Raw genomic sequence first — 17,256 nt, forward strand, 5'->3', positions numbered from 1 at the left:
CGAAACAACAACCCCCTTCAACCCGATTGCGGTACCTGCAAATACAGTCATTTGATCTATACCGCCGCTCCGGACTACGTGGTCTGATCCGGGGTGACGACTCTCGATCGCCGACACCGCCGCACCACAGCGTGGCCGTGTCGGGCAGTCTCGAAGAACTTCACATCAAGGGGGAACCCGTGACCACTGTTCAACCGCCGTCGACGATTCGCAAGCAAGGAGCCTGGGGGCTGTGGTGGCTCACCGTCATCACCTTCGGCATCTACTACCTGGTCTGGTACGACCGCATCGGCGGGGAACTGGCCGCCACCGCCGGCGTCAGCCGCGAAGGCTGGACCCGGTGGTGGTCCCAGCTGATCCCCATCTATGGGCTCATCGGCCTGTCCCGGACTGCCAAGCGCCTCAACCAGGCCCACACCCAGGCCGGGTCCTCGACTCGGGTGTCCCCGGTCGTCACCTGGCTGTGGGCGCCGTTCTGGTTCGGCTCGCACACCCGGTACCTGCAGCGCCGCATCAACATTCTCGTCGATATCTACTCCAGCCGCGCCACCCAGCACGCACCCGCGTAGTTCCGGAGCGCAAATCCGGTCACACCCACGGTTAGACCTGACCTCCGCATCATGCACCCATCGCATGATGCGGAGGTCGAGTGTTTCTCGGACCTCCGTCGATGACTTTGCACCGTGTCATCACAGCCGCGGTTCGGGGTTCTGATGACCGTCCACCGGCACGGTCCTCCGCGGATCAGCGCGGAACCACGCGCTCGCGTATACCGTACGAATGACACTGGCGCGTCTACTCTTGGCCTAACCCGCTGTTACTCGGGTTGGAGAGACAGCGGGCTCGACGAAACGCCGGTGCGCTGTAGGCGGGCTCATATACGAGCGCCCTTCGCGAGATTGCAGCGGCGGCAGAGGAGTTGAATATTGTTGGCGTCGTTCGACCCTCCCATCGAGTGGGGAATGATGTGGTCGAACTCGAGGTACTCGGTTGCGCTGCACTGTTGACACCGTCCCCCGTCCCGCTGGAACACCGCGTTGCGGACGTGTGGCGGGACGTGTCGCGATCGCTGGCCGGCCTGGCCGGGGAACAATTGGCGGCGGTCGATCCGCAGCGCGATGTCGACGATGAGCGCGGCGTACTCAGCGTCTTCGACGGTGAATCGGCCGCTCAATGACCTGCTGGTCGCCTCCAAGAGGATCGTCCGGGGATCGAAGTACGACACTCGCTGAAGCTTCGACAGCGGTACCTCGCCGCCGTGTTGCGGAGCGATGAACAGGACCCGTCGGTTGGTGACACCGAATTGCCCCGGGGTTGCTTGCGGCCCGGATTTGAGGTCACGCCACCGTGTCGCACCAACGATCATGTGGCAGATCTCCCCAGAATGGAGGTGCAGACCCGACACTGCAATGTTCGGAAGTGCGCCCTGCCGGATGGCGCCGAGCGTCTGTTCACGTGCCAGCTGTTGCCTGAGGGGAGCGACCTGTCGGTCGGGAAGGTTCAGTATTGCCGTCGCCCTGGCGAAGGTGTGCATCTCACGATCAGTGACGATTCCGTCGGCGCATATGTCAACGACAAGTCGGTTCAGCCACGCCGACGCTTCGCGAGCGATCGACGTTGTCGCTTCCTCAGGGGGAACCCCTGATCCGCTCAACCACCGCTGCAGGTTGTCCCACTCGGGACTCAGTGGTCCTGACCGGTCAAGAACCTGCTTCGCGGCATCGGCGTACTCGGCGAGGATGCGCCGGACGAAGGGTTGGCAGTTCGGACAGTATGTGCGGAACAACTTGGTTCGCTCGCCACACCGACGGCAGCCGCCCCTACGGGGGGACTCGCCTCCGGGCGGCATGCTGTGTGCGCCACCGGACCACTGGTAATTTGCGCTGTTCGTCACTGTCCTCATCCTCAGCGGCCGCGGGGCGGGCCATCAGTGTGTTCAGCCCGAGTGAGTCACACTCCTCCGGCGCGGGGAGCATATCCGAGGTCGGCGACCTGGCCTTCCCCACGGCCCTGACGTACGTGGCCGAGTCGATGGCGACGTCGCCCCGTCGGTCACCTGACCGACGGCAGGTCCCTGTCGGTGGCATCTCGCGAGGCCTGCGCGGCCTGTCATTCAGGTGAATGAATCTGCCGGTCACGGTTATTCGGCTTCGGCTGGGCTGCTTAGACTCTGCGGAGCAGGGCAAATCGTGCCCGTTGCGCGGGGTTGTAACGGCGCCGTCGCCAGCAGCTATAGAGAAGTGCTTCCACCGAACAGAAGGACAGACGGAAATGACTGACCCGGGGGGATTTTCATACCCGTCTCCGCCGCAGCCGTATGGCGCGCCGGATTCGGCCACGCAGCCGTTTTCCGCGCACGCGACGGGATTCGCGCCGGCCCAGGTGGAGGTCGACGAAGCACCCGTCGCACCGTTCTACCTGCTCTTCGATGTCTCGTACTCCATGGAGGACGAGATGGGAGCGCTCAATCAGGCATTGCGTGATCTGAAGGATCAGATCCTGCGCAGTCCGATTCTTGCGGACATCGCGCGCGTGTCGGTGATGAGCTTCAGCGACTCGGCGCGAGTGGATATTCCGATGATGGATCTGGCGCGTGACACGCTCATCGGCAGCGGCACCATCCTCGAGACGCGGGGCGCGACCTCCTTCGCTGCCGCGTTCGATGCGCTCCGCCGGCAGATTGCAGCGGATGTTCCGGCGCTGAAGGCCAAGCACTCGACGGTGTATCGACCGATGGTCTTCTTCGTCACCGACGGGTATCCCACCGAAGACGACGCGGAGTGGCAGCGCGCATTCAACGACCTGGTGTCCGCCACGCCGTATCCGAATATCATTCCGTTCGGCTTCGGTGATGCGAACGCGGCGAATCTCGCATACACCACGCACCCGAAGCGCCGCAATGAGAGCTTCTACTTCATTGCGAAGCAGGGGATGACACGCGCCGATTCGATCGCGGCGATCGCGAAGATCGTCGTGCAGTCGGTCGTCAGCTCCACCCAATCCGCTGCCGACGGCTCCCCCAAGATCACCCTGGAGAAGGCCGGAACGGAAGACGTCCTGCAGCAAGCTCCCGCATGGGACACCGTGTGAGCCAGGACGCGCTGGCCGACGACCTGCCCGCGTTGCCCGAGCCCTACACGATCGGCGATCCAGGTCGATCCTATGGGGAGATCGGCGGAAACGAGCCCTCAGCCGAACCCGCGCCGCCGGACACGGTCTGCGATGCATTCGATTTCGGGGGGTGGGCCGTTCGCGCTGCCTCCGTTCGCGGTCTGTCGCACCGGTACGACGGGTCCGTCCGGCAGGACGCGTATGCGGTGCGGTACTGCGCCGGCACGGGCCGGCTGGTGGTCGCGGTCTGCGATGGAGTGGGCAGCGCACCGCACTCTCACGTCGCCGCGGCGGCAGCGGCGGACTTTCTGGTTGACGAAGTTGTCGGCGTCGATCTGGAGGTGTCCGAGCCGTTCTGGACTGGCTTGTTCCGTGATGCCTCCGAACACGTGAATGCCATGGCCCGGAGACACGGCGTGAAGGATGGCACCCTCGCCGACGTTCGGAACCTGATGGCGACAACGGCACTGGTCGCGGTCATCGACACCGCTGCTGCGGACAACTGGACAGTGACCTGTGCCGGCGTCGGAGACTCGTCACTCTGGCTGGGCCGAACAGATCGCAGTCCGGGTGCGCCTGCGTCGTGGAGTGCGTTGCTGGGCGGCAAAACCCCCTCCACCGACGTCACGAGCACCACCACCTCCGCGCTGCCCATCTCCACGCACACCGCCGTCGAGCCGTTGCAGGTCACGCTCGAATCCGCCGCCGTTCTGCTGCTGTGCTCGGACGGCATCGGTGATGCGCTGGGCGATGGAACCAACCAGGTCGCGCGCACTCTCGGAGACCAGTGGGCTTCGCCGCCGACCGCGTTGAACTTCGCGGCCCAGGCTTCGTTCGGAAAGCGAGGGCTGTTCGATGACCGGACCGGAATCGCGATCTGGTCTCCGCGCCCCTGACCACCGTCGACAGGTACAGCGTGCCTGCGGTCGGTTGAGGTCGACCCTCGTCGATCCGGTCGCTGCATGCACGGCGGTGGTCGCGTCGATCCCGGTGGTGGCTCTCGGTGCCCTCGGCAGCGTCGTGTGGAAGCCACTTGCGGTCCTCGCGGTAGCATGGGGGATCTACCGGTATCCGCGGTGGCACCGCATCGTGGTCGGTGGCCGTGAGGCCGTTGCACGGTCCGAACGCAGCGCCAGATCGTTCCGACTGCAACTGTATGGAGCGGTTGTGGCGTTGGGGATCGTCGTGTCGTTCCCGATCGCGCAAGCATTCTTCGCGAACGATCTGCGGGCCATGGCGGCACCGACGATCTCCGCGGTCGAAGCCCGCGCACCGGACGTCGACCAGACGATTCCTCCTGCGATCTATGGTGATTCGCCTACCGTCCCCTCCTATTGGGGGTGTTCTGCAACCCAGTATTGGACGAACTCGGCGATTGCATGGCCCTGTTACTCCAGTGTGGGGTACCTCAGGTTGTGGCAGATGCGCGCGGCCTTTCCGACGGTGTTGGGGCTGACCCTGCTCGTCGCTGCACTCCCGTTGGCCCTGATGTGGCACGTTCGGCCGACGGCCCGAGGGTGATGTCCCCTCGCTCGTCCGCTGGTTCCATTCCTCGAAACAAGTAGAAGCAGATGACGCCCTCCCTCTTTCTCGCTCGTCTCACCGGCGCCCGTCTCGATGTCCTCGAGAAGTTGCCCGGCCAGGTACCGCGGCAAGCCGCGATGGGTGCGGTCCTGTTGACCACCGCCGCCTTCGCGGCGATCTCGGCCGGCTACGCGCTGCACGTCACCGGTGTCACGGGCAGCTGGCCGGTGACGATCATCGCCGCCCTGGTGTGGGGTCTGGCGATCCTCAACCTCGACCGCATGCTCATCATCGGTATGGCGCATGAAAAGCAGGGCAAGAAACTTGTTGCCCTGGCCGTTCCGCGCGTGGCGTTGGCTCTCATACTCGGAGCCGTGATCTCGACACCCCTGATGCTGAAGATCTTCGAGTCGGAAATTGAAGCGCAGCTCAATCGCAACATCCTCACAGCCCAGGAACAGTTGCGCACCGAGATCAATAGTTCGACCGCGGCCGCGGACCTCTCGGCCGCGGAGCAGAAGGCCGGGGAACTGCGGGCACTGATCAACGCCGGGCCGACCGCCGATCCGGCGGCGCATCCACAGGTACAAGCGGTCCAAGCCGAGATCGACGCGCTGCAGAAGACCGGCGACAAGCAGAAGTCCGAGTACGACACGGCACGGGCGCTCGCGCTCGCCGAAGAGGAGGGCACCGGCGGTACCGGCATCGCCGGCTGCGCGGCCATCTGCGTCGAGAAGAAGCGTCTTGCCGACGAGGCCATGGCCCGATGGCAGCAGACGGTCACCGCGATCGACGGCAAGAGGCAGGAGAAGGACCGGGTCGCACAAACCCTGCAGGGCAACCTTCTCGACGAGAGTCAGCGCCGCATCGACGACGCGGAGCAGGAACTGCCCAACGTGGAACAGAAGGTCACCCAACTGCGTGAGCAGATCGCCTCGTCCCAGGACACCAGCTATCAACTAGAACAGGCCAACGGCGGCATCATCGCGCGGATGAAGGCACTCAGCGACCTCGTCGGCAGTGATGCGACCGTGGCGATGGCCCGATACACGGTGTGGGCGATGTTCATCGCGCTGGAACTTCTGCCGGTCATCTTCAAAGTCCTGGCCGGTTTCGGAACACCCACGAAGTACGACGAAGTTCTCGATGAACTCGAAAGCGCCGAGGCCGCGGCGGCGACCGCCGATATCGGCGCCATGAAGAAGCGCCACGAACTCAGGGACGATGCGGAGATGGCGGCCGAAAAGGACCGCATCGACAAACAACAGCACACCATCTTGAAGATCAACGACGCGGTCGTCGAACACCAGACCGAGGTCATCGAGGCGGCATTGGCGCGGTGGCGAGAACATGCCAAGATCGCCGCGGAGGACCAACTCGATTCGTGGGCCGCGAGTTTGGCCACCACGGCCACCCCACCGGTCCTGATCGGAAGCGCCGGAGCATCGGTGTCCGGCATCCCGGCACCAGGTCACGGGCCTGGTGCACCATACGGAAACAGCCATGGCGGTTCACCCGGATCGGCACCCACCAGTCGACACGCCGGAGCCCCCGGACCCGCAACGACGCCGGGGAACGGACCGACCGCCACGGAGACAGGTCCTCGCCCGGGTGCCGGCTACGCCAGTGGCCCCCGCACGTCGACAACCTACGGCTTGCCGGACCCCACGGACGTCTGATCCGAGAGGAGAGCGACATGTCAATGCCCGTGTTCAACATCGAAGTGGACCAACCGAGATCGGTCGAGCTGATCATCGAGCACTCGGACCAAGACGGTGCGACCGACCTACTCGGACCAGCCCTGCAGGCGCTGTCCAACCACATTCGCACCCAGCCGTTCCTCGCCGACGTGTTCCGTCTCGTGATCACAGCGGACCGCTCTGCGTCGTTCGACAGCACACGCAACAGTTGGGAAACCCTGCACCGACAGCACTTCAACGGCGCCCACGGCGCACCCGTGACCGGACAACCAGCCGATTCGGCATCCTCCGACGGACTCCGCATCGTTGTCGCCCGGGCCGATTCGATCCCCACTCCACCCGCAGACGGCGGAACCTGGCCGGTGCTGCTGTGGATCATCGGCGACGGGGCCGACAACCACTACCTCGCCGCCCACACCGCCTGGACCGCGAACCGAACCGTGTCGGACCCGAGTGCCAGCCCCAACCGTCTGAGAGACGTGTGTGTGCGCTTCCTCCAGGATGTCGTGCTCGCCGACACCGGCGACGCCCATAGCTGGGTTTCGGACGGTATGGGATCTCTGCTCAGCGGTCTCGGATATGCAGTCCGGTAGCTCGCCGACATCAACGGAACGGTGGACACACAGATGCCGATCGATCACGCAGCACTGAAGATCCGCCGTGAGCTCGGCTCCGGTGGGTTCGGGACCGTCCACGAAGTCGACACACCTCACGGTCTCGTGCCCGAACCTATCTGCGCCTTCAAAGAGTTCAAGAACGCCCACGCCGACGAACTCGCGAATCTCGCAGTCCTCGTCCGGTACCGGCGCCAACTCGACCCGACCGACCGCCGGCTGCTCGACGAGCTGACGACCTGGCCCCTCGACACCGTCACATCGCCGAACGGAACCGTCGTCGGCTACCTGATGCGCCTGGTCCCCTCCGAGTTCGTCGAGACCTCGATTGCGCAAGTCAACGCCAAAACGACCGTGATGCGTTCCATCGACTGGCTCGCCCACCCCGACCACTCCCGCCGCAACGGAGCCTCCGTCGTCATCGACGAGAACAACCTGGTGCAGCGCCTGTGGTACTGCGCGTGGGTGGCACGCGTCTTCCACTTCCTCCATCACCGCAACATCGTCTACGGGGACCTCAGTCTGACCAACATCCTCTACAGCGAATCACGGGTCACTCCGATCCTGCTGATCGACATGGACCCCGTCAGGATCGAAGGACAGTCACCCGCGGTCCGTCAAGCCACCTCCCCCGGCATGCGGCCCCCCGAGGCGAAAACATCGGGACCGCACTTCACCCAGAACCTCAACACCGACCGGTTCAAGCTCGCGCGGTTGCTGTACAACATTCTGGGTTCAGCCCTCCGAGTGGACCCGCAGCTGCAAGCACTGCCGGGGAAGGTCGACGTCGCAGGGATGCAGATGTTCGCCGCCGGCCTCGGCACAGACGCCGCCAACCGGCCCACCGCCCACCAGTGGTACCGGTACTTCTTCGATCGCTACACCGCGTTGATCCAGCCACCGAAGATCACCCGGCTGACGGTCACCCCACCCCACGCCCTCGTCGGACAGAACGTCACCGTCGAATGGGACGTCGAAGGCCACCAAGCACTCGAACTCACCACCCCCACGGGCGAGCGACGCCGCATCGGCGTCAGCGCACCGAACGAACTGCGTGTCGCCCTTCCCAGTTCCGGCCAGTTCGTGCTGACCGCAACCAACTCACACGGAACATCCGAGTACATCAGTGACATCGTCTACGCCGTCGAACCCCCACGCGTGGAATGGGTCGGCGTGCCCGCCATCGGACAGATCAGCCGCGCGATCATCGGCATCGACATCGACCAACTGGCGCACGTCGTCGACCCAGGACGCGACCTGCACTGGGTTGACGATCTGCTCTCCCATGTCGCTCCCCCTCCCCTGCCACCAACCCTGAACGACTCCACATTTCTCATTCCACAGTTCTCAGGGCTGATGCTCGACGAGAAACGATTCACCCGTCTACTCGACGCAGCCATGTCCACCGCTGAGCAACAAGCCCTCATCCCTCGGTCATCAACTGTCGCGTCCCACCGTTCCACCGCGCCCGACTGACGGCGCCACCTCCCGCACCGAACACGTTCCCGGCATCGTCCTCCTCCACGTTCGCGCCGACAATTTCCCGGCACCGTGGTGCCGCTGCCGTTGCTCGGATGGAGGCGCGCGCTGTTGGCCCCGCTGACGGTGGATCGTTGACCGGGTTCTGAGGGGAGGGAAACAGTGCGGATCTCCGCGATGGTCGAGAACGTGCCGACACCGTGCGGGCGCACATCGTGGCGTGCCGACAACTCGGCGTTGTGTGCCGGTCATCTTGGTGACGGCGAGTGCCGGTACCAGGCCGGACCATCGGAGTCGACAATCGTCGGCGGCTCGTCCGCGGTGGCCCATGCGCCGCGGCGGGCACAGACGCCCTCGACGGCGGACTTCCGAGCACCCCAGGTGCCACCGACACCCATCGCGATCAGGACCTTTCCCTTGATCACCGTCAGGACGCCCTGTCGGGTCATTGCCAGTCCCCGTCGACTGTCTCCTATATCAGCCACCCGCTCAGGGCAGCAGTGTTACCCCGAACAGCAGATCCAGCATGACGACGCCAGCAACTAGGCCGCCGAATATTACTGCGACGATAAGCAGCGCCGAGCTCGCCGTGTCGGCCCAATCTGCGGGGTCATCGGGGACAGGGGCGTTACGGGCTGCGAATCCTGAACCGGTGGAGTCTGTCTCGGAGAAGGCGAGGGGGGAGGCCACCATCTCCGCGACGAGACTTCCTACCACCAAGAGAACGGCGCCGACGAGGGTCATCCACAGTCCCCATCCGACCGACACTGTGCCGTCCCGTAGATCGTCGGCGGGGATGAGACTGGATGCTTTGACCAGCGCGACAACAGCAATGACCAGGCATAAAATGCCCATCACCACAGCCACGACCAACGGCCAGCGCCTCGGCGTGGCGGCCTTGATCAGCAACGCCACCGCTGCGATTCCACCCAACGCCAAGGTGAACTTCCCGACCGACTGGGTTCCGGGAACCGAGATGAACCACGAGGACACCCAGGGTGCAATGCTGCCGATGATGATCGCGACGCTCGCGAGTCCGGCGACGATGTAGCCCGGAAGGTTCACCGAGCCCAAAGCCGAACTTCTCACCTGTGTTACCACCGCACCGCCCAATCCCTGGAATCATCATCGCGGACGTCAAGCTGGTGGCTCGGCTTCCTCTGCCCCGGGATCATATCGGGACACGCCGACCATGCCGGTTCCTATCGACCTGATCGGCACACCGGCCTTGCCACCGATGCTGGATTTGCTGTGCATCGCAGTTCACGCCCCCCGGCCCACCTGAGCAACTCGCCATCACCGACCCGCGGAGGGCCGGCAAGCACGCTGCGCGAGTGTCATTCGGATGAATGACACTCGATTCATGTGGAACTCCTGGGCAGACCCGGCGACGCTCGCTCAGATCGATCGTGGAAACTTTCCAGGTGACTGAGGAGATGGCGTGAGCGCCGGAAAGTCGGTGCGGTTGTTCCTGGCCGACGGAACACCCGGCGGCCTGTTGACGGCCGAGATCATGAACTGGACCGGTCATGTGGTGGCCGCACCACGCTCCGACCTGGCCGAACTGCTGAAACGTCCGGAGACCAGCCGCACCGGGATCTACATCCTGGTCGGCGAGGACCCGGCCAGCGTCGGTGGGCTGATCGCCTACATCGGCGAGGGCGACGACGTCAGCAGACGTCTGTATCACCATGCGCGGCCCGGCGATCAAGGCGGCAAGGACTTCTGGGACCGTGCGATCGTGCTGACCAGCAAAGATGCGAACCTGACGAAAGCGCACGCCCGCTATCTGGAGAGCCGCTTCATCGCCCTCGCCCTGCAGGCAAGTCGGGCGACGCTGACAAACGCCACCACACCCCCACCGCTGGCGTTGCCCGAGGCCGACGTATCGGACATGGAGTATTACATCGCTCAGGCCAAGATCGTTCTGCCGGTACTGGGCATCAATATCTTTCGGTCGGCGCCATCAGTGGACGCTGGATCGCCAGGCCTGTTCGACCTGGACTCCCGGCGTCAGATGTCGCCGGTATTCGAGTTGCACCTGAAAAAAGAAGGGCTCCTGGCGAAGGCACGAGAGATCGACGGGGAGTTCACGGTATTGGCGGGCTCCCAGACCCGAACCCAATGGACCGCCACGCAGCATGAGGGATACCGGCGGCTGCGCGAGAAACTCCTGCAAGACGGCACGATCGCCATGTCAGATGATGGAATCATGATGCACTTCACGCGTGCGCAGGTCTTCGGCAGCCCAAGCGCCGCCGGAGCGGTCATCTTGGGCCGAGCTGTCAACGGCCGCACCGACTGGAGGATCCCCGACAGCAATATGAACTACGGAAGCTGGCAGAACCAGGGCGTAGAGACGACCGCGTTCTCCACAGCGGACGCGGACGAGAACGCGGTCGGATGACACGACCACACAGGGACTGGCCGTCAGCGTCGGGTCAAATAATTCTTCTCGCAGTGTCAGCCAAACGAGCGACATTGCGTTGGGCCGACCGTGCATCCGACAGATTCTGCTGCTGTGCCCGCCGAACATCGTGCCCAACTCGAGGACAGCCATCGTGACAGCGCGTGACGTCGGGGCTTCTAGTTCGGTCGGCTCACTTCGTACGTGCCCTCGTTATCTGTGTATGTGACCGAGACTGTTTTCGCCGTGCCTTGGATGTCGACCGCGCATACGAGTGTGACGCCTTCATGGGGGACCCGGTCCTCAGGGCAGCTCACCTTGCTGACGCTCGCCGCTCCGTAGGACTGCGTGAGTACCTTCGTCACACCTGGAGCGATGTCGTCGAAGCGTTCGTCGCAGGCTTCGATTTCTGCGTCGACCTGTGCGCGCGCTTGCGGTCCCGGCAAGCCGACGTCATCGGCATATTCCTGGTCCAAGAACGGGTCTCCGTTGTTGTTCCCGCTGGCGAGGTACCCGAGAAGCGCGCGCCCGAACGTATCGCAGCCTTCATGACGAGCGGGAACGAGTTGGTTGACGAGCTGTGTCGACTCCATGGGAACCGGTGAGGGTGTCGGAGTCACCCGTGATGCACATCCGACCGCGGACATTGCCACGACGATCATGAACACACTGCCGACTCTCTTCACGGCAGGAATCTTATGCAGCCGATACAGGCGCGCGCATACTCCCCCGCCACAGGGGCTCCGGTACCCGTCCAGGTCGGGGATACGGTCGCGCAGCAAAGTACTCTTCCCCGCCCCGGGTGCACCGGCGGTCAGGATCGCCGAACGTCCCTCGCGCAGTGGGGTTTCCCGTGCCAACTACCGGTCGATGACGGTGCGGCGGAACCGCAGCCGGCCCGGGGATACCGCGAACCGGATCATCGTGCTGGTCGCGGACTTGGTGTGCAGCGGGCCACCGGGGACGGACATGGCGGCGAGCTGCGCGGCGACCGTGCCGCGCAGCGGATCCGGGGAGTTCACGCAGACCGTGCCGCCTGCTCGAGGGCGTCCTTGTTGCGTTCCATCAGCCGGCCGATCTCGTCGTCGGTCAGCAGTCCGCGGTAGTAGGCGCGTTCGATCTCGTCCCAGCTACCGGGCTCGTACGCATCCGCCGAAATGTCGCCGCTGACCGGGACCCGGCCGAAGGTGAAGGTCCAGTCCAGCAGAACCTGCATCATCTCGGTATCGCTGATCTGGCCGGCGGTGCGGCGGTCGATGACCTCGGTCGGGGTCCGATCGAGCAGGGCCGGGTTCTCCAGCACGGTGCGCAGCATGCGGTGAATCGTCGGTTGCGAGATTCCGATGTGCTCATGGATGACCCGTTGGGTGATGTGGGCGGCGTTCGCCTCGGCCACCGCCCGCAGGACGTCGAGGTCGGCGACCCGGCGGCGGGCGGCCGCAGCATCGAGTGCGGCGACAGCCTTGTGGTCGATGGTGTCCACGACAAGCACCTCCTCGCGTGATTCACAATGAATCATCCCACTACAAGGTACCCACACCCGCCCGACTCCGTCCACCACAGCCCCGACCGAGCCACCCCACGCCGCCGAGAGGCCGATCACACTGAACGGCCCTACCGAAAGGGCCCTACCGAAAGGGCCCGACCGAAAGGGCCCGACCGAGCTCCCGGGCAGATCACGGAGCCGTGAGCACCCTGAAACCGCAGCCGACCACGGCAGACGACGTGACGCGCGAGCGTGCGCACTACCGCCTGTGCGCTGCCGGTGGATAGCTGCGAACTGACGTGCCAGCGCTGATCCCTTCCCCGCCGGCCAATCGCGAATCGCACTGCGTACCGACCGGCGGGGTCGAGACCGCCCGAGTCTGGGAGCGAGCGGCGCTGACCACACTACGACGGCAAGCCCGGCCACCCGTGTTGGCAGTCTCCGCGTGGTCCGGGATACCGACGACGACGGCGGTACAGGCGGCCCACACCGCGTCCTACCCCGCCGCAGTGAGGTTCGCCCGCCGTCACGACACCGAACTGCGGTGACCGGCGCCTCGAGGGTACTGCTCGGCGACCTCGCTTGTCTCCCGGGCCAACCAGGTCAGCTCCCCCACCGCGTGGTCCCAGGCCGTCATCAGCTCCGCCCACTCACACTCCGGGCCCCGAACGCACACCAACGCCAACTCGTTCTCGGACAACGTCTGCCACAGCTGCTCCACCGCAGGCGACCCCATGCACCCATTCAACCGCAGCCCACCGCCGATGCCGAGGATCAGAAACGGCCATGTCACAACTCGGCGCCGCACCCGGCACACGGTGGCACCGCTCCCGGCGGCGATTGTCAGCGGGCCACCCGGGATCGACAGCGAGGCGAGAAAGGCACGGCGATCCTCGAGTTCGTGGGTCGGCACAGATCAGTCGGCCAAGGCGTCGAGGATCAGGTCGTAGTCCTCACCGGCGAGGAACCCATGGGTCAGCGCGCGGCCGACCTGCTGGTTGAAGCCACCCTCCGCGTGGGGGCGGACATCGTCAACGTCCGGGTAGCCGCTCAGAGGTAGGGGCTTGTCGTACTCCCAGCCGATCAGCTCGGCGCGCATCGTCGCATGGTCGATCTCCCCCGCAGCGCACCGGGCGGCGATCTCATAGGCGGTGCCGCCGTGGGTGCCCGGCCGCACATCCGGGGCCTCGACGCGAGCCCGCTGGAGCATCCGGCTGATCGCCGGCTGACCTGCGCCATCCGGGTCTGGGTGACCCCACCCTCGTACAGTTGCCGCAGATTACGGAGGAACCCAATATGCGCGACCACCTCACGCGCCCGGTTCTCGGCCATGCCCCGGAACAACCAGTGGCGCCGACACTGATGGTGACGGTCTGGCCGGCCTTCGCCGGTGTGTCGGTGGGGACGGTGACGACGTGTTCCCCGTGGCGTGTGGTCCATCGGGCTCGGGCGGTCAGTGACATCCGGACCACCCCGAGAAGAAGGCAGGATCAAGGGCGAACCCGGACCGAGGCTCACGCACACACCGCCTGCGCTCTCACGCAGGCCCGGTCACCGCCCAGTCCTCATCCGCCGTCGTGACCCTTGCGGCCGCCGGCAGCGTGCGCACGGCGCACCTATCGGCCTGCGGCGAGCATGTGCACTCGTCTCGGCGCACTAATTCTCACGGTCGGGCAGACCGGTGGCGGGAACGTCGGTGCGGGCCGCCCGAATCCGCATCATGGAGGGGTGCCGGGTGGTCGGCATGATCCCCGGCAGCAGGAACCCCCACATGTCGTCGACCCGCTGCTCGAGATCGGTGCGATGGGTCAGGACCTGGGACACGGTCTGCACCCCGGTGAACGCGCCGATGACGAACCGCGCGAACGTCGGCGGGTCGATACTGTCGAGAATGTCGCCCTCGGCGACCGCCCGGACCGCCAACCCCTGGCAGGCGGCGATCCAATCCAAATACGGGCCCGCGGGACCACGGTCGTCGGCACTGAGCTCGAGGGTGATGCGGATCCCGGCCCGCACGATCGGATCCTGCACGATCTGCCGGGCCATCTCGTGGCACAGCATCACGATCTGCTCGATCGCCGACGCCTCCTGCGCGGCGATCGCCTGCACCGCGGAAATGGAGATCCGGTGCTGCTCGGCGATGATGTGCCGGGCCAAATCCTCCTTGGAGCGGAAATGAAAATACAACGCCCCCTTTGTCATGCCCGCCGCCTCGAGGATCTCGACGAGACTGGCCCCCTCGAAACCGGACCTGTCGAACATTTCCGCCGCCCCGCGGACGATCTGTGCCCGGGTCACCGCCGCCCGTTGCTGTTGCACCATCTACCGCACCTTCCGTGCCATTCGCCGCTGCAGCCCGGCAACTTTCGATCGCACCTCTGCAGCCTGCGCGACGCTACCACCGGCACCGGTGCGCCTCACCCCGAAAAGCCCGCGCGTCCATCAGCACAGGCGCCGACACCCGCTCACACGGAAACGGACCCACCATGCCGCTTCTTCGGCGCTCCGCCCAGTGGGCTCCAGCGCCGTTGCGGCTCCGGTATGCCGCTATCGGCGGTCGCGGTACTGCTCGGCGATCTCGGCGGCGTCCCGGGCCAGCCAGGTCAACTCCCCCACCGATTCCTCCCCGGAGACAAGCAGATCCGCCCACCGACACTGCGGCCCACGGACACACACCAACGCCAACCCGGAATCGGACAACGTCTGCCACAGCTGCTCACCCACGGCGACACCATGCCACCCATTCAACCGCACCACACCGCACTGACACGAAGTCCATACCAAACAGCCCGATCTCGGATGCATGTATTTGAATCGGCGAGCGTGCACCGCTGACCCTCATCCGCATATCGGCCACCCGAGAAAGTTATGTGTCGTGAGTCACATTCAAGCGATCGGGGCGGGCAGCGGATCTACCATCTCCTCGCAACGGAACACGAAGGAGCAGGCGGACAAACCAATACCGCGCCAGCCAAACCGTTACTGGCTAGCAGATATTGGTGCCCTGCTTCGCCGAAGTCCGTAGATTCGGTCGAATACCTCACACGAGACACACGCCCGAGGAGCCATCAGCAACGCCAATCACCCAGGCACACCGACTCAAAACCCCGCCGCTCGACCGGAGGACATCTCCTCCCGGACGCGTACCGCGTGGCGAGCGCGGTCGCGGCTCATGCGGCGGGTACGTGTTGCATGTCCCGGCGAGGTCCGGCCGGAGCTGACGACGCTCCGAACGGGCCGCTTCGGCTCACCTGGGCGTCCACCGCAGTTCGGGCGGCCTTCGGCATGTATTCCATTGGAGATTCCATGGTTTCAGCTTCCAAGGATACTCGCTACGCGGGCGCGATGCCATGGTTCAGCCCGCCCCACCGACAGGTGCAAACCGCCAAAATTGCGCACCTCTCGGCACCTGCCGTCACCGTCACCCGACACAGATCAGTACACCCACGACCACTACTGCGACCAGCGAGGCGCCGCCGCAGATCAGCCACGCTCGGGTTGCCAGCTGCCGCCACCGATCACACCGCTCGTCCACTTCCGCAACAGCGACCGCGCCCACCGGATTCGGATGGGACGCCCGGGACTCCGCAAGGTTGCGGACCTTCGCGTCCGCTCGTGCCGCCACACCCAACGAGACGGGCACCACCAGAAGCGCCACCACCAGCAGACCAACCATGAGAGCTACGCCCGTCCCGAACATCATCGTCCCTTCCACAGCATCAGGGCCCGTCACGGGTATCGCGCGCTGATTTGCCGGCCACGCTGGGCCACGGGCACAACCACGCCCCTGCCAGATCTATCGCCGAACTGCCACCGAGTGTTTCACTCACCGGCATCGGTGCAGGACCTACAGGCACAGCGGGCCTACACGCCGGGCATCGGGAACTTCCACACCGCCACCACAACCGCGCCCATGATCAGCCCGGCGTACAGAACAGTGCCAATCACACCGATCCGCAATGTATTCAGTACACTGGCGCCCAGGTTCTCGGGAATCCGTGCCATGACAACTCTTCTCTCGCGTACAGATAATTCTCGGCTGCCACATCGACGGCGGCGTACCAGCTACCTTGGACCGACGGCGACACCTGCACATCGGCCGAACTACCCACACCCATACCCGAAATCGAGTCCGGAGGTTGGGGTCCAGACTCAGCGTGAGAAGCCTCAAGATCGCATTTACTGGTCGGTTATTGAGTGATGCGAAAATAGTGCAATGGCGTGGATCACACTCCCTGGACTTCCGGGCCCTGGCTCACGAAGATCAGTGATGCGCTGCTCGTTACTACGTGCAGGTTGTCCGTGTAGCGCCCCTGCCAGCTGATATACATCGTTGGCGGGGGCTGCGCTTGGCTGCGCCACAACATATCCAACGGTACCGCGGCCCCTGTGGTCACCTTCGCCGCGGCAGCCCCGAACTCGGCAGACGGGTTCAGACTCGTACACGAACACCATTGTTCACCAGTCAAAGTCGTTCGCTTCGGACCGTTACGCCGCAGATCCAACACCGACAACCGGACCCGATGGTCGATGTTTCCACATGCTGCTGCAGCATCTGCAGTCCCATGGAGAGGGGCGGAACCTGCGCGAGTATCGCTGCCATAGTGTGTTCCCGGTGGGAATCGAACGAATGTCACTGGAGTTGCCTGCCGGCGCGGCCCGTGACGACGCGGAGAAGAAGGCAGTCGCACAGTTGCGGGCCCAGGGCGTCCGCACCTGGTCCGATCTGTCTTTGCAGACGATCCTGACCACCGATTCGCCCGGGATCAGCCGGTACACCTTCACCTACTGGGTCGACGACAACAACCGTCACTGACCACCGGTGGGCGACTGGTGGCGTGCCAAGCTTCCAAAGCCGCCCTGACCGGGTGATGCGGCACGGCGCCTTGGAGGCCAGTGCCCGCGAAATCCGCGTCAACATCGTTTGCCCGGGCA

The 17,256-nt window shown here is 64.9% G+C and carries 21 protein-coding genes; 9 read left to right on the top strand and 12 right to left on the bottom strand.

All coding sequences use genetic code 11. From position 1 onward, the window contains the following. Nucleotides 1–179 precede the first annotated feature (179 nt). Nucleotides 180–569: a hypothetical protein gene (locus P3H15_RS34020; RefSeq protein WP_276141269.1), complete on the top strand. Its 390-nt coding sequence runs from the start codon at nucleotides 180–182 to the stop codon at nucleotides 567–569. Between the two features lie 305 nt (nucleotides 570–874). On the opposite strand, the gene P3H15_RS34025 is transcribed toward P3H15_RS34020, so the two are convergent. Then, nucleotides 875–1,534 (bottom strand): HNH endonuclease, encoded by a 660-nt coding sequence (locus tag P3H15_RS34025; RefSeq protein ID WP_276141270.1) that lies wholly within the window; start codon nucleotides 1,532–1,534, stop codon nucleotides 875–877. Between the two features lie 587 nt (nucleotides 1,535–2,121). On the opposite strand from P3H15_RS34025, the gene P3H15_RS34030 reads away from it, so the two are divergent. Genes P3H15_RS34030 through P3H15_RS34055 form a run of 6 tightly spaced genes read left to right on the top strand, consistent with a single transcriptional unit; the run spans nucleotide 2,122 to nucleotide 8,425 of the window. After that, nucleotides 2,122–3,090: a VWA domain-containing protein gene (locus P3H15_RS34030; protein WP_276141271.1), complete on the top strand. Its 969-nt coding sequence runs from the start codon at nucleotides 2,122–2,124 to the stop codon at nucleotides 3,088–3,090. Continuing rightward, nucleotides 3,075–4,007, top strand: a complete 933-nt coding sequence (locus P3H15_RS34035; RefSeq protein WP_276141272.1) for a protein phosphatase 2C domain-containing protein — start codon at nucleotides 3,075–3,077, stop codon at nucleotides 4,005–4,007. The genes P3H15_RS34030 and P3H15_RS34035 overlap by 16 nt, the downstream gene beginning before the upstream one ends. A gap of 34 nt (nucleotides 4,008–4,041) precedes the next feature. Beyond that, nucleotides 4,042–4,632: a hypothetical protein gene (locus P3H15_RS34040; protein WP_276141273.1), complete on the top strand. Its 591-nt coding sequence runs from the start codon at nucleotides 4,042–4,044 to the stop codon at nucleotides 4,630–4,632. A 50-nt stretch (nucleotides 4,633–4,682) separates the two neighbouring features. Next, nucleotides 4,683–6,314, top strand: a complete 1,632-nt coding sequence (locus P3H15_RS34045; protein ID WP_276141274.1) for a DUF4407 domain-containing protein — start codon at nucleotides 4,683–4,685, stop codon at nucleotides 6,312–6,314. A gap of 17 nt (nucleotides 6,315–6,331) precedes the next feature. Beyond that, entirely contained in the window at nucleotides 6,332–6,928 is a 597-nt protein-coding gene (locus P3H15_RS34050) for a hypothetical protein (RefSeq protein WP_276141275.1), read from the top strand. Nucleotides 6,929–6,961: 33 nt separating this feature from the next. Continuing rightward, a complete protein-coding gene (locus P3H15_RS34055; RefSeq protein ID WP_276141276.1) occupies nucleotides 6,962–8,425 on the top strand; it encodes a hypothetical protein in 1,464 nt (487 codons plus the stop codon). A 251-nt stretch (nucleotides 8,426–8,676) separates the two neighbouring features. Here the strand turns inward: P3H15_RS34055 and P3H15_RS34060 are convergent, their stop codons facing one another. Continuing rightward, on the bottom strand, nucleotides 8,677–8,877 hold the full coding sequence (locus P3H15_RS34060; RefSeq protein ID WP_276141277.1) for a hypothetical protein: 201 nt from the start codon (nucleotides 8,875–8,877) through the stop codon (nucleotides 8,677–8,679). A gap of 40 nt (nucleotides 8,878–8,917) precedes the next feature. Then, nucleotides 8,918–9,517, bottom strand: a complete 600-nt coding sequence (locus P3H15_RS34065) for a hypothetical protein (protein ID WP_276141278.1) — start codon at nucleotides 9,515–9,517, stop codon at nucleotides 8,918–8,920. A 352-nt stretch (nucleotides 9,518–9,869) separates the two neighbouring features. Between P3H15_RS34065 and P3H15_RS34070 the strand changes: the two genes are divergently transcribed. Next, entirely contained in the window at nucleotides 9,870–10,835 is a 966-nt protein-coding gene (locus P3H15_RS34070) for a GIY-YIG nuclease family protein (RefSeq protein ID WP_276141279.1), read from the top strand. A 179-nt stretch (nucleotides 10,836–11,014) separates the two neighbouring features. On the opposite strand, the gene P3H15_RS34075 is transcribed toward P3H15_RS34070, so the two are convergent. The 9 genes from P3H15_RS34075 to P3H15_RS34115 all read right to left on the bottom strand — a co-directional run bounded on the left by P3H15_RS34075 (nucleotide 11,015) and on the right by P3H15_RS34115 (nucleotide 16,326). Next, complete coding sequence (locus tag P3H15_RS34075) at nucleotides 11,015–11,428, bottom strand: DUF4333 domain-containing protein (protein WP_276141280.1); 414 nt, start codon at nucleotides 11,426–11,428, stop codon at nucleotides 11,015–11,017. A gap of 267 nt (nucleotides 11,429–11,695) precedes the next feature. Then, a complete protein-coding gene (locus P3H15_RS34080) occupies nucleotides 11,696–11,857 on the bottom strand; it encodes a hypothetical protein (RefSeq protein ID WP_276141281.1) in 162 nt (53 codons plus the stop codon). Further along, nucleotides 11,854–12,318, bottom strand: coding sequence for a helix-turn-helix domain-containing protein (locus P3H15_RS34085; RefSeq protein WP_276141282.1), 465 nt, complete (start codon nucleotides 12,316–12,318; stop codon nucleotides 11,854–11,856). The genes P3H15_RS34080 and P3H15_RS34085 overlap by 4 nt, the downstream gene beginning before the upstream one ends. A gap of 529 nt (nucleotides 12,319–12,847) precedes the next feature. Next, on the bottom strand, nucleotides 12,848–13,234 hold the full coding sequence (locus P3H15_RS34090; RefSeq protein WP_276141283.1) for a hypothetical protein: 387 nt from the start codon (nucleotides 13,232–13,234) through the stop codon (nucleotides 12,848–12,850). A gap of 3 nt (nucleotides 13,235–13,237) precedes the next feature. Then, nucleotides 13,238–13,531 carry a hypothetical protein gene (locus tag P3H15_RS34095; RefSeq protein ID WP_276141321.1) on the bottom strand — a complete coding sequence of 98 codons (294 nt, stop codon included), beginning with the start codon at nucleotides 13,529–13,531 and terminating at the stop codon, nucleotides 13,238–13,240. Between the two features lie 446 nt (nucleotides 13,532–13,977). Then, on the bottom strand, nucleotides 13,978–14,643 hold the full coding sequence (locus tag P3H15_RS34100) for a ScbR family autoregulator-binding transcription factor (RefSeq protein WP_276141284.1): 666 nt from the start codon (nucleotides 14,641–14,643) through the stop codon (nucleotides 13,978–13,980). A gap of 225 nt (nucleotides 14,644–14,868) precedes the next feature. Continuing rightward, complete coding sequence (locus tag P3H15_RS34105) at nucleotides 14,869–15,045, bottom strand: hypothetical protein (protein WP_276141285.1); 177 nt, start codon at nucleotides 15,043–15,045, stop codon at nucleotides 14,869–14,871. A 697-nt stretch (nucleotides 15,046–15,742) separates the two neighbouring features. Beyond that, nucleotides 15,743–16,021, bottom strand: coding sequence for a hypothetical protein (locus P3H15_RS34110; RefSeq protein WP_276141320.1), 279 nt, complete (start codon nucleotides 16,019–16,021; stop codon nucleotides 15,743–15,745). 164 nt (nucleotides 16,022–16,185) lie between these two features. Further along, on the bottom strand, nucleotides 16,186–16,326 hold the full coding sequence (locus P3H15_RS34115) for a hypothetical protein (protein ID WP_276141286.1): 141 nt from the start codon (nucleotides 16,324–16,326) through the stop codon (nucleotides 16,186–16,188). Nucleotides 16,327–16,936: 610 nt separating this feature from the next. On the opposite strand from P3H15_RS34115, the gene P3H15_RS34120 reads away from it, so the two are divergent. Then, nucleotides 16,937–17,137 (top strand): hypothetical protein, encoded by a 201-nt coding sequence (locus P3H15_RS34120; RefSeq protein ID WP_276141287.1) that lies wholly within the window; start codon nucleotides 16,937–16,939, stop codon nucleotides 17,135–17,137. Nucleotides 17,138–17,256: the final 119 nt, after the last annotated feature.

Source organism: Rhodococcus sp. T2V, assembly GCF_029269925.1.
GTDB classification, from domain to species: domain Bacteria; phylum Actinomycetota; class Actinomycetes; order Mycobacteriales; family Mycobacteriaceae; genus Rhodococcus_F; species Rhodococcus_F koreensis.

Excerpts from the sequence above, each read along its gene's own strand:
- P3H15_RS34100 (WP_276141284.1), bottom strand. The coding sequence starts at position 14,643 with ATGGTGCAACAGCAACGGGCGGCGGTGACCCGGGCACAGATCGTCCGC.
- P3H15_RS34110 (WP_276141320.1), bottom strand. The coding sequence starts at position 16,021 with ATGTTCGGGACGGGCGTAGCTCTCATGGTTGGTCTGCTGGTGGTGGCG.
- P3H15_RS34030 (WP_276141271.1), top strand. The coding sequence starts at position 2,122 with ATGAATCTGCCGGTCACGGTTATTCGGCTTCGGCTGGGCTGCTTAGAC.
- P3H15_RS34075 (WP_276141280.1), bottom strand. The coding sequence starts at position 11,428 with ATGGAGTCGACACAGCTCGTCAACCAACTCGTTCCCGCTCGTCATGAA.
- P3H15_RS34025 (WP_276141270.1), bottom strand. The coding sequence starts at position 1,534 with ATGCACACCTTCGCCAGGGCGACGGCAATACTGAACCTTCCCGACCGA.
- P3H15_RS34035 (WP_276141272.1), top strand. The coding sequence starts at position 3,075 with ATGGGACACCGTGTGAGCCAGGACGCGCTGGCCGACGACCTGCCCGCG.
- P3H15_RS34115 (WP_276141286.1), bottom strand. The coding sequence starts at position 16,326 with ATGGCACGGATTCCCGAGAACCTGGGCGCCAGTGTACTGAATACATTG.
- P3H15_RS34055 (WP_276141276.1), top strand. The coding sequence starts at position 6,962 with ATGCCGATCGATCACGCAGCACTGAAGATCCGCCGTGAGCTCGGCTCC.
- P3H15_RS34095 (WP_276141321.1), bottom strand. The coding sequence starts at position 13,531 with ATGCTCCAGCGGGCTCGCGTCGAGGCCCCGGATGTGCGGCCGGGCACC.
- P3H15_RS34050 (WP_276141275.1), top strand. The coding sequence starts at position 6,332 with ATGTCAATGCCCGTGTTCAACATCGAAGTGGACCAACCGAGATCGGTC.
- P3H15_RS34045 (WP_276141274.1), top strand. The coding sequence starts at position 4,683 with ATGACGCCCTCCCTCTTTCTCGCTCGTCTCACCGGCGCCCGTCTCGAT.
- P3H15_RS34060 (WP_276141277.1), bottom strand. The coding sequence starts at position 8,877 with ATGACCCGACAGGGCGTCCTGACGGTGATCAAGGGAAAGGTCCTGATC.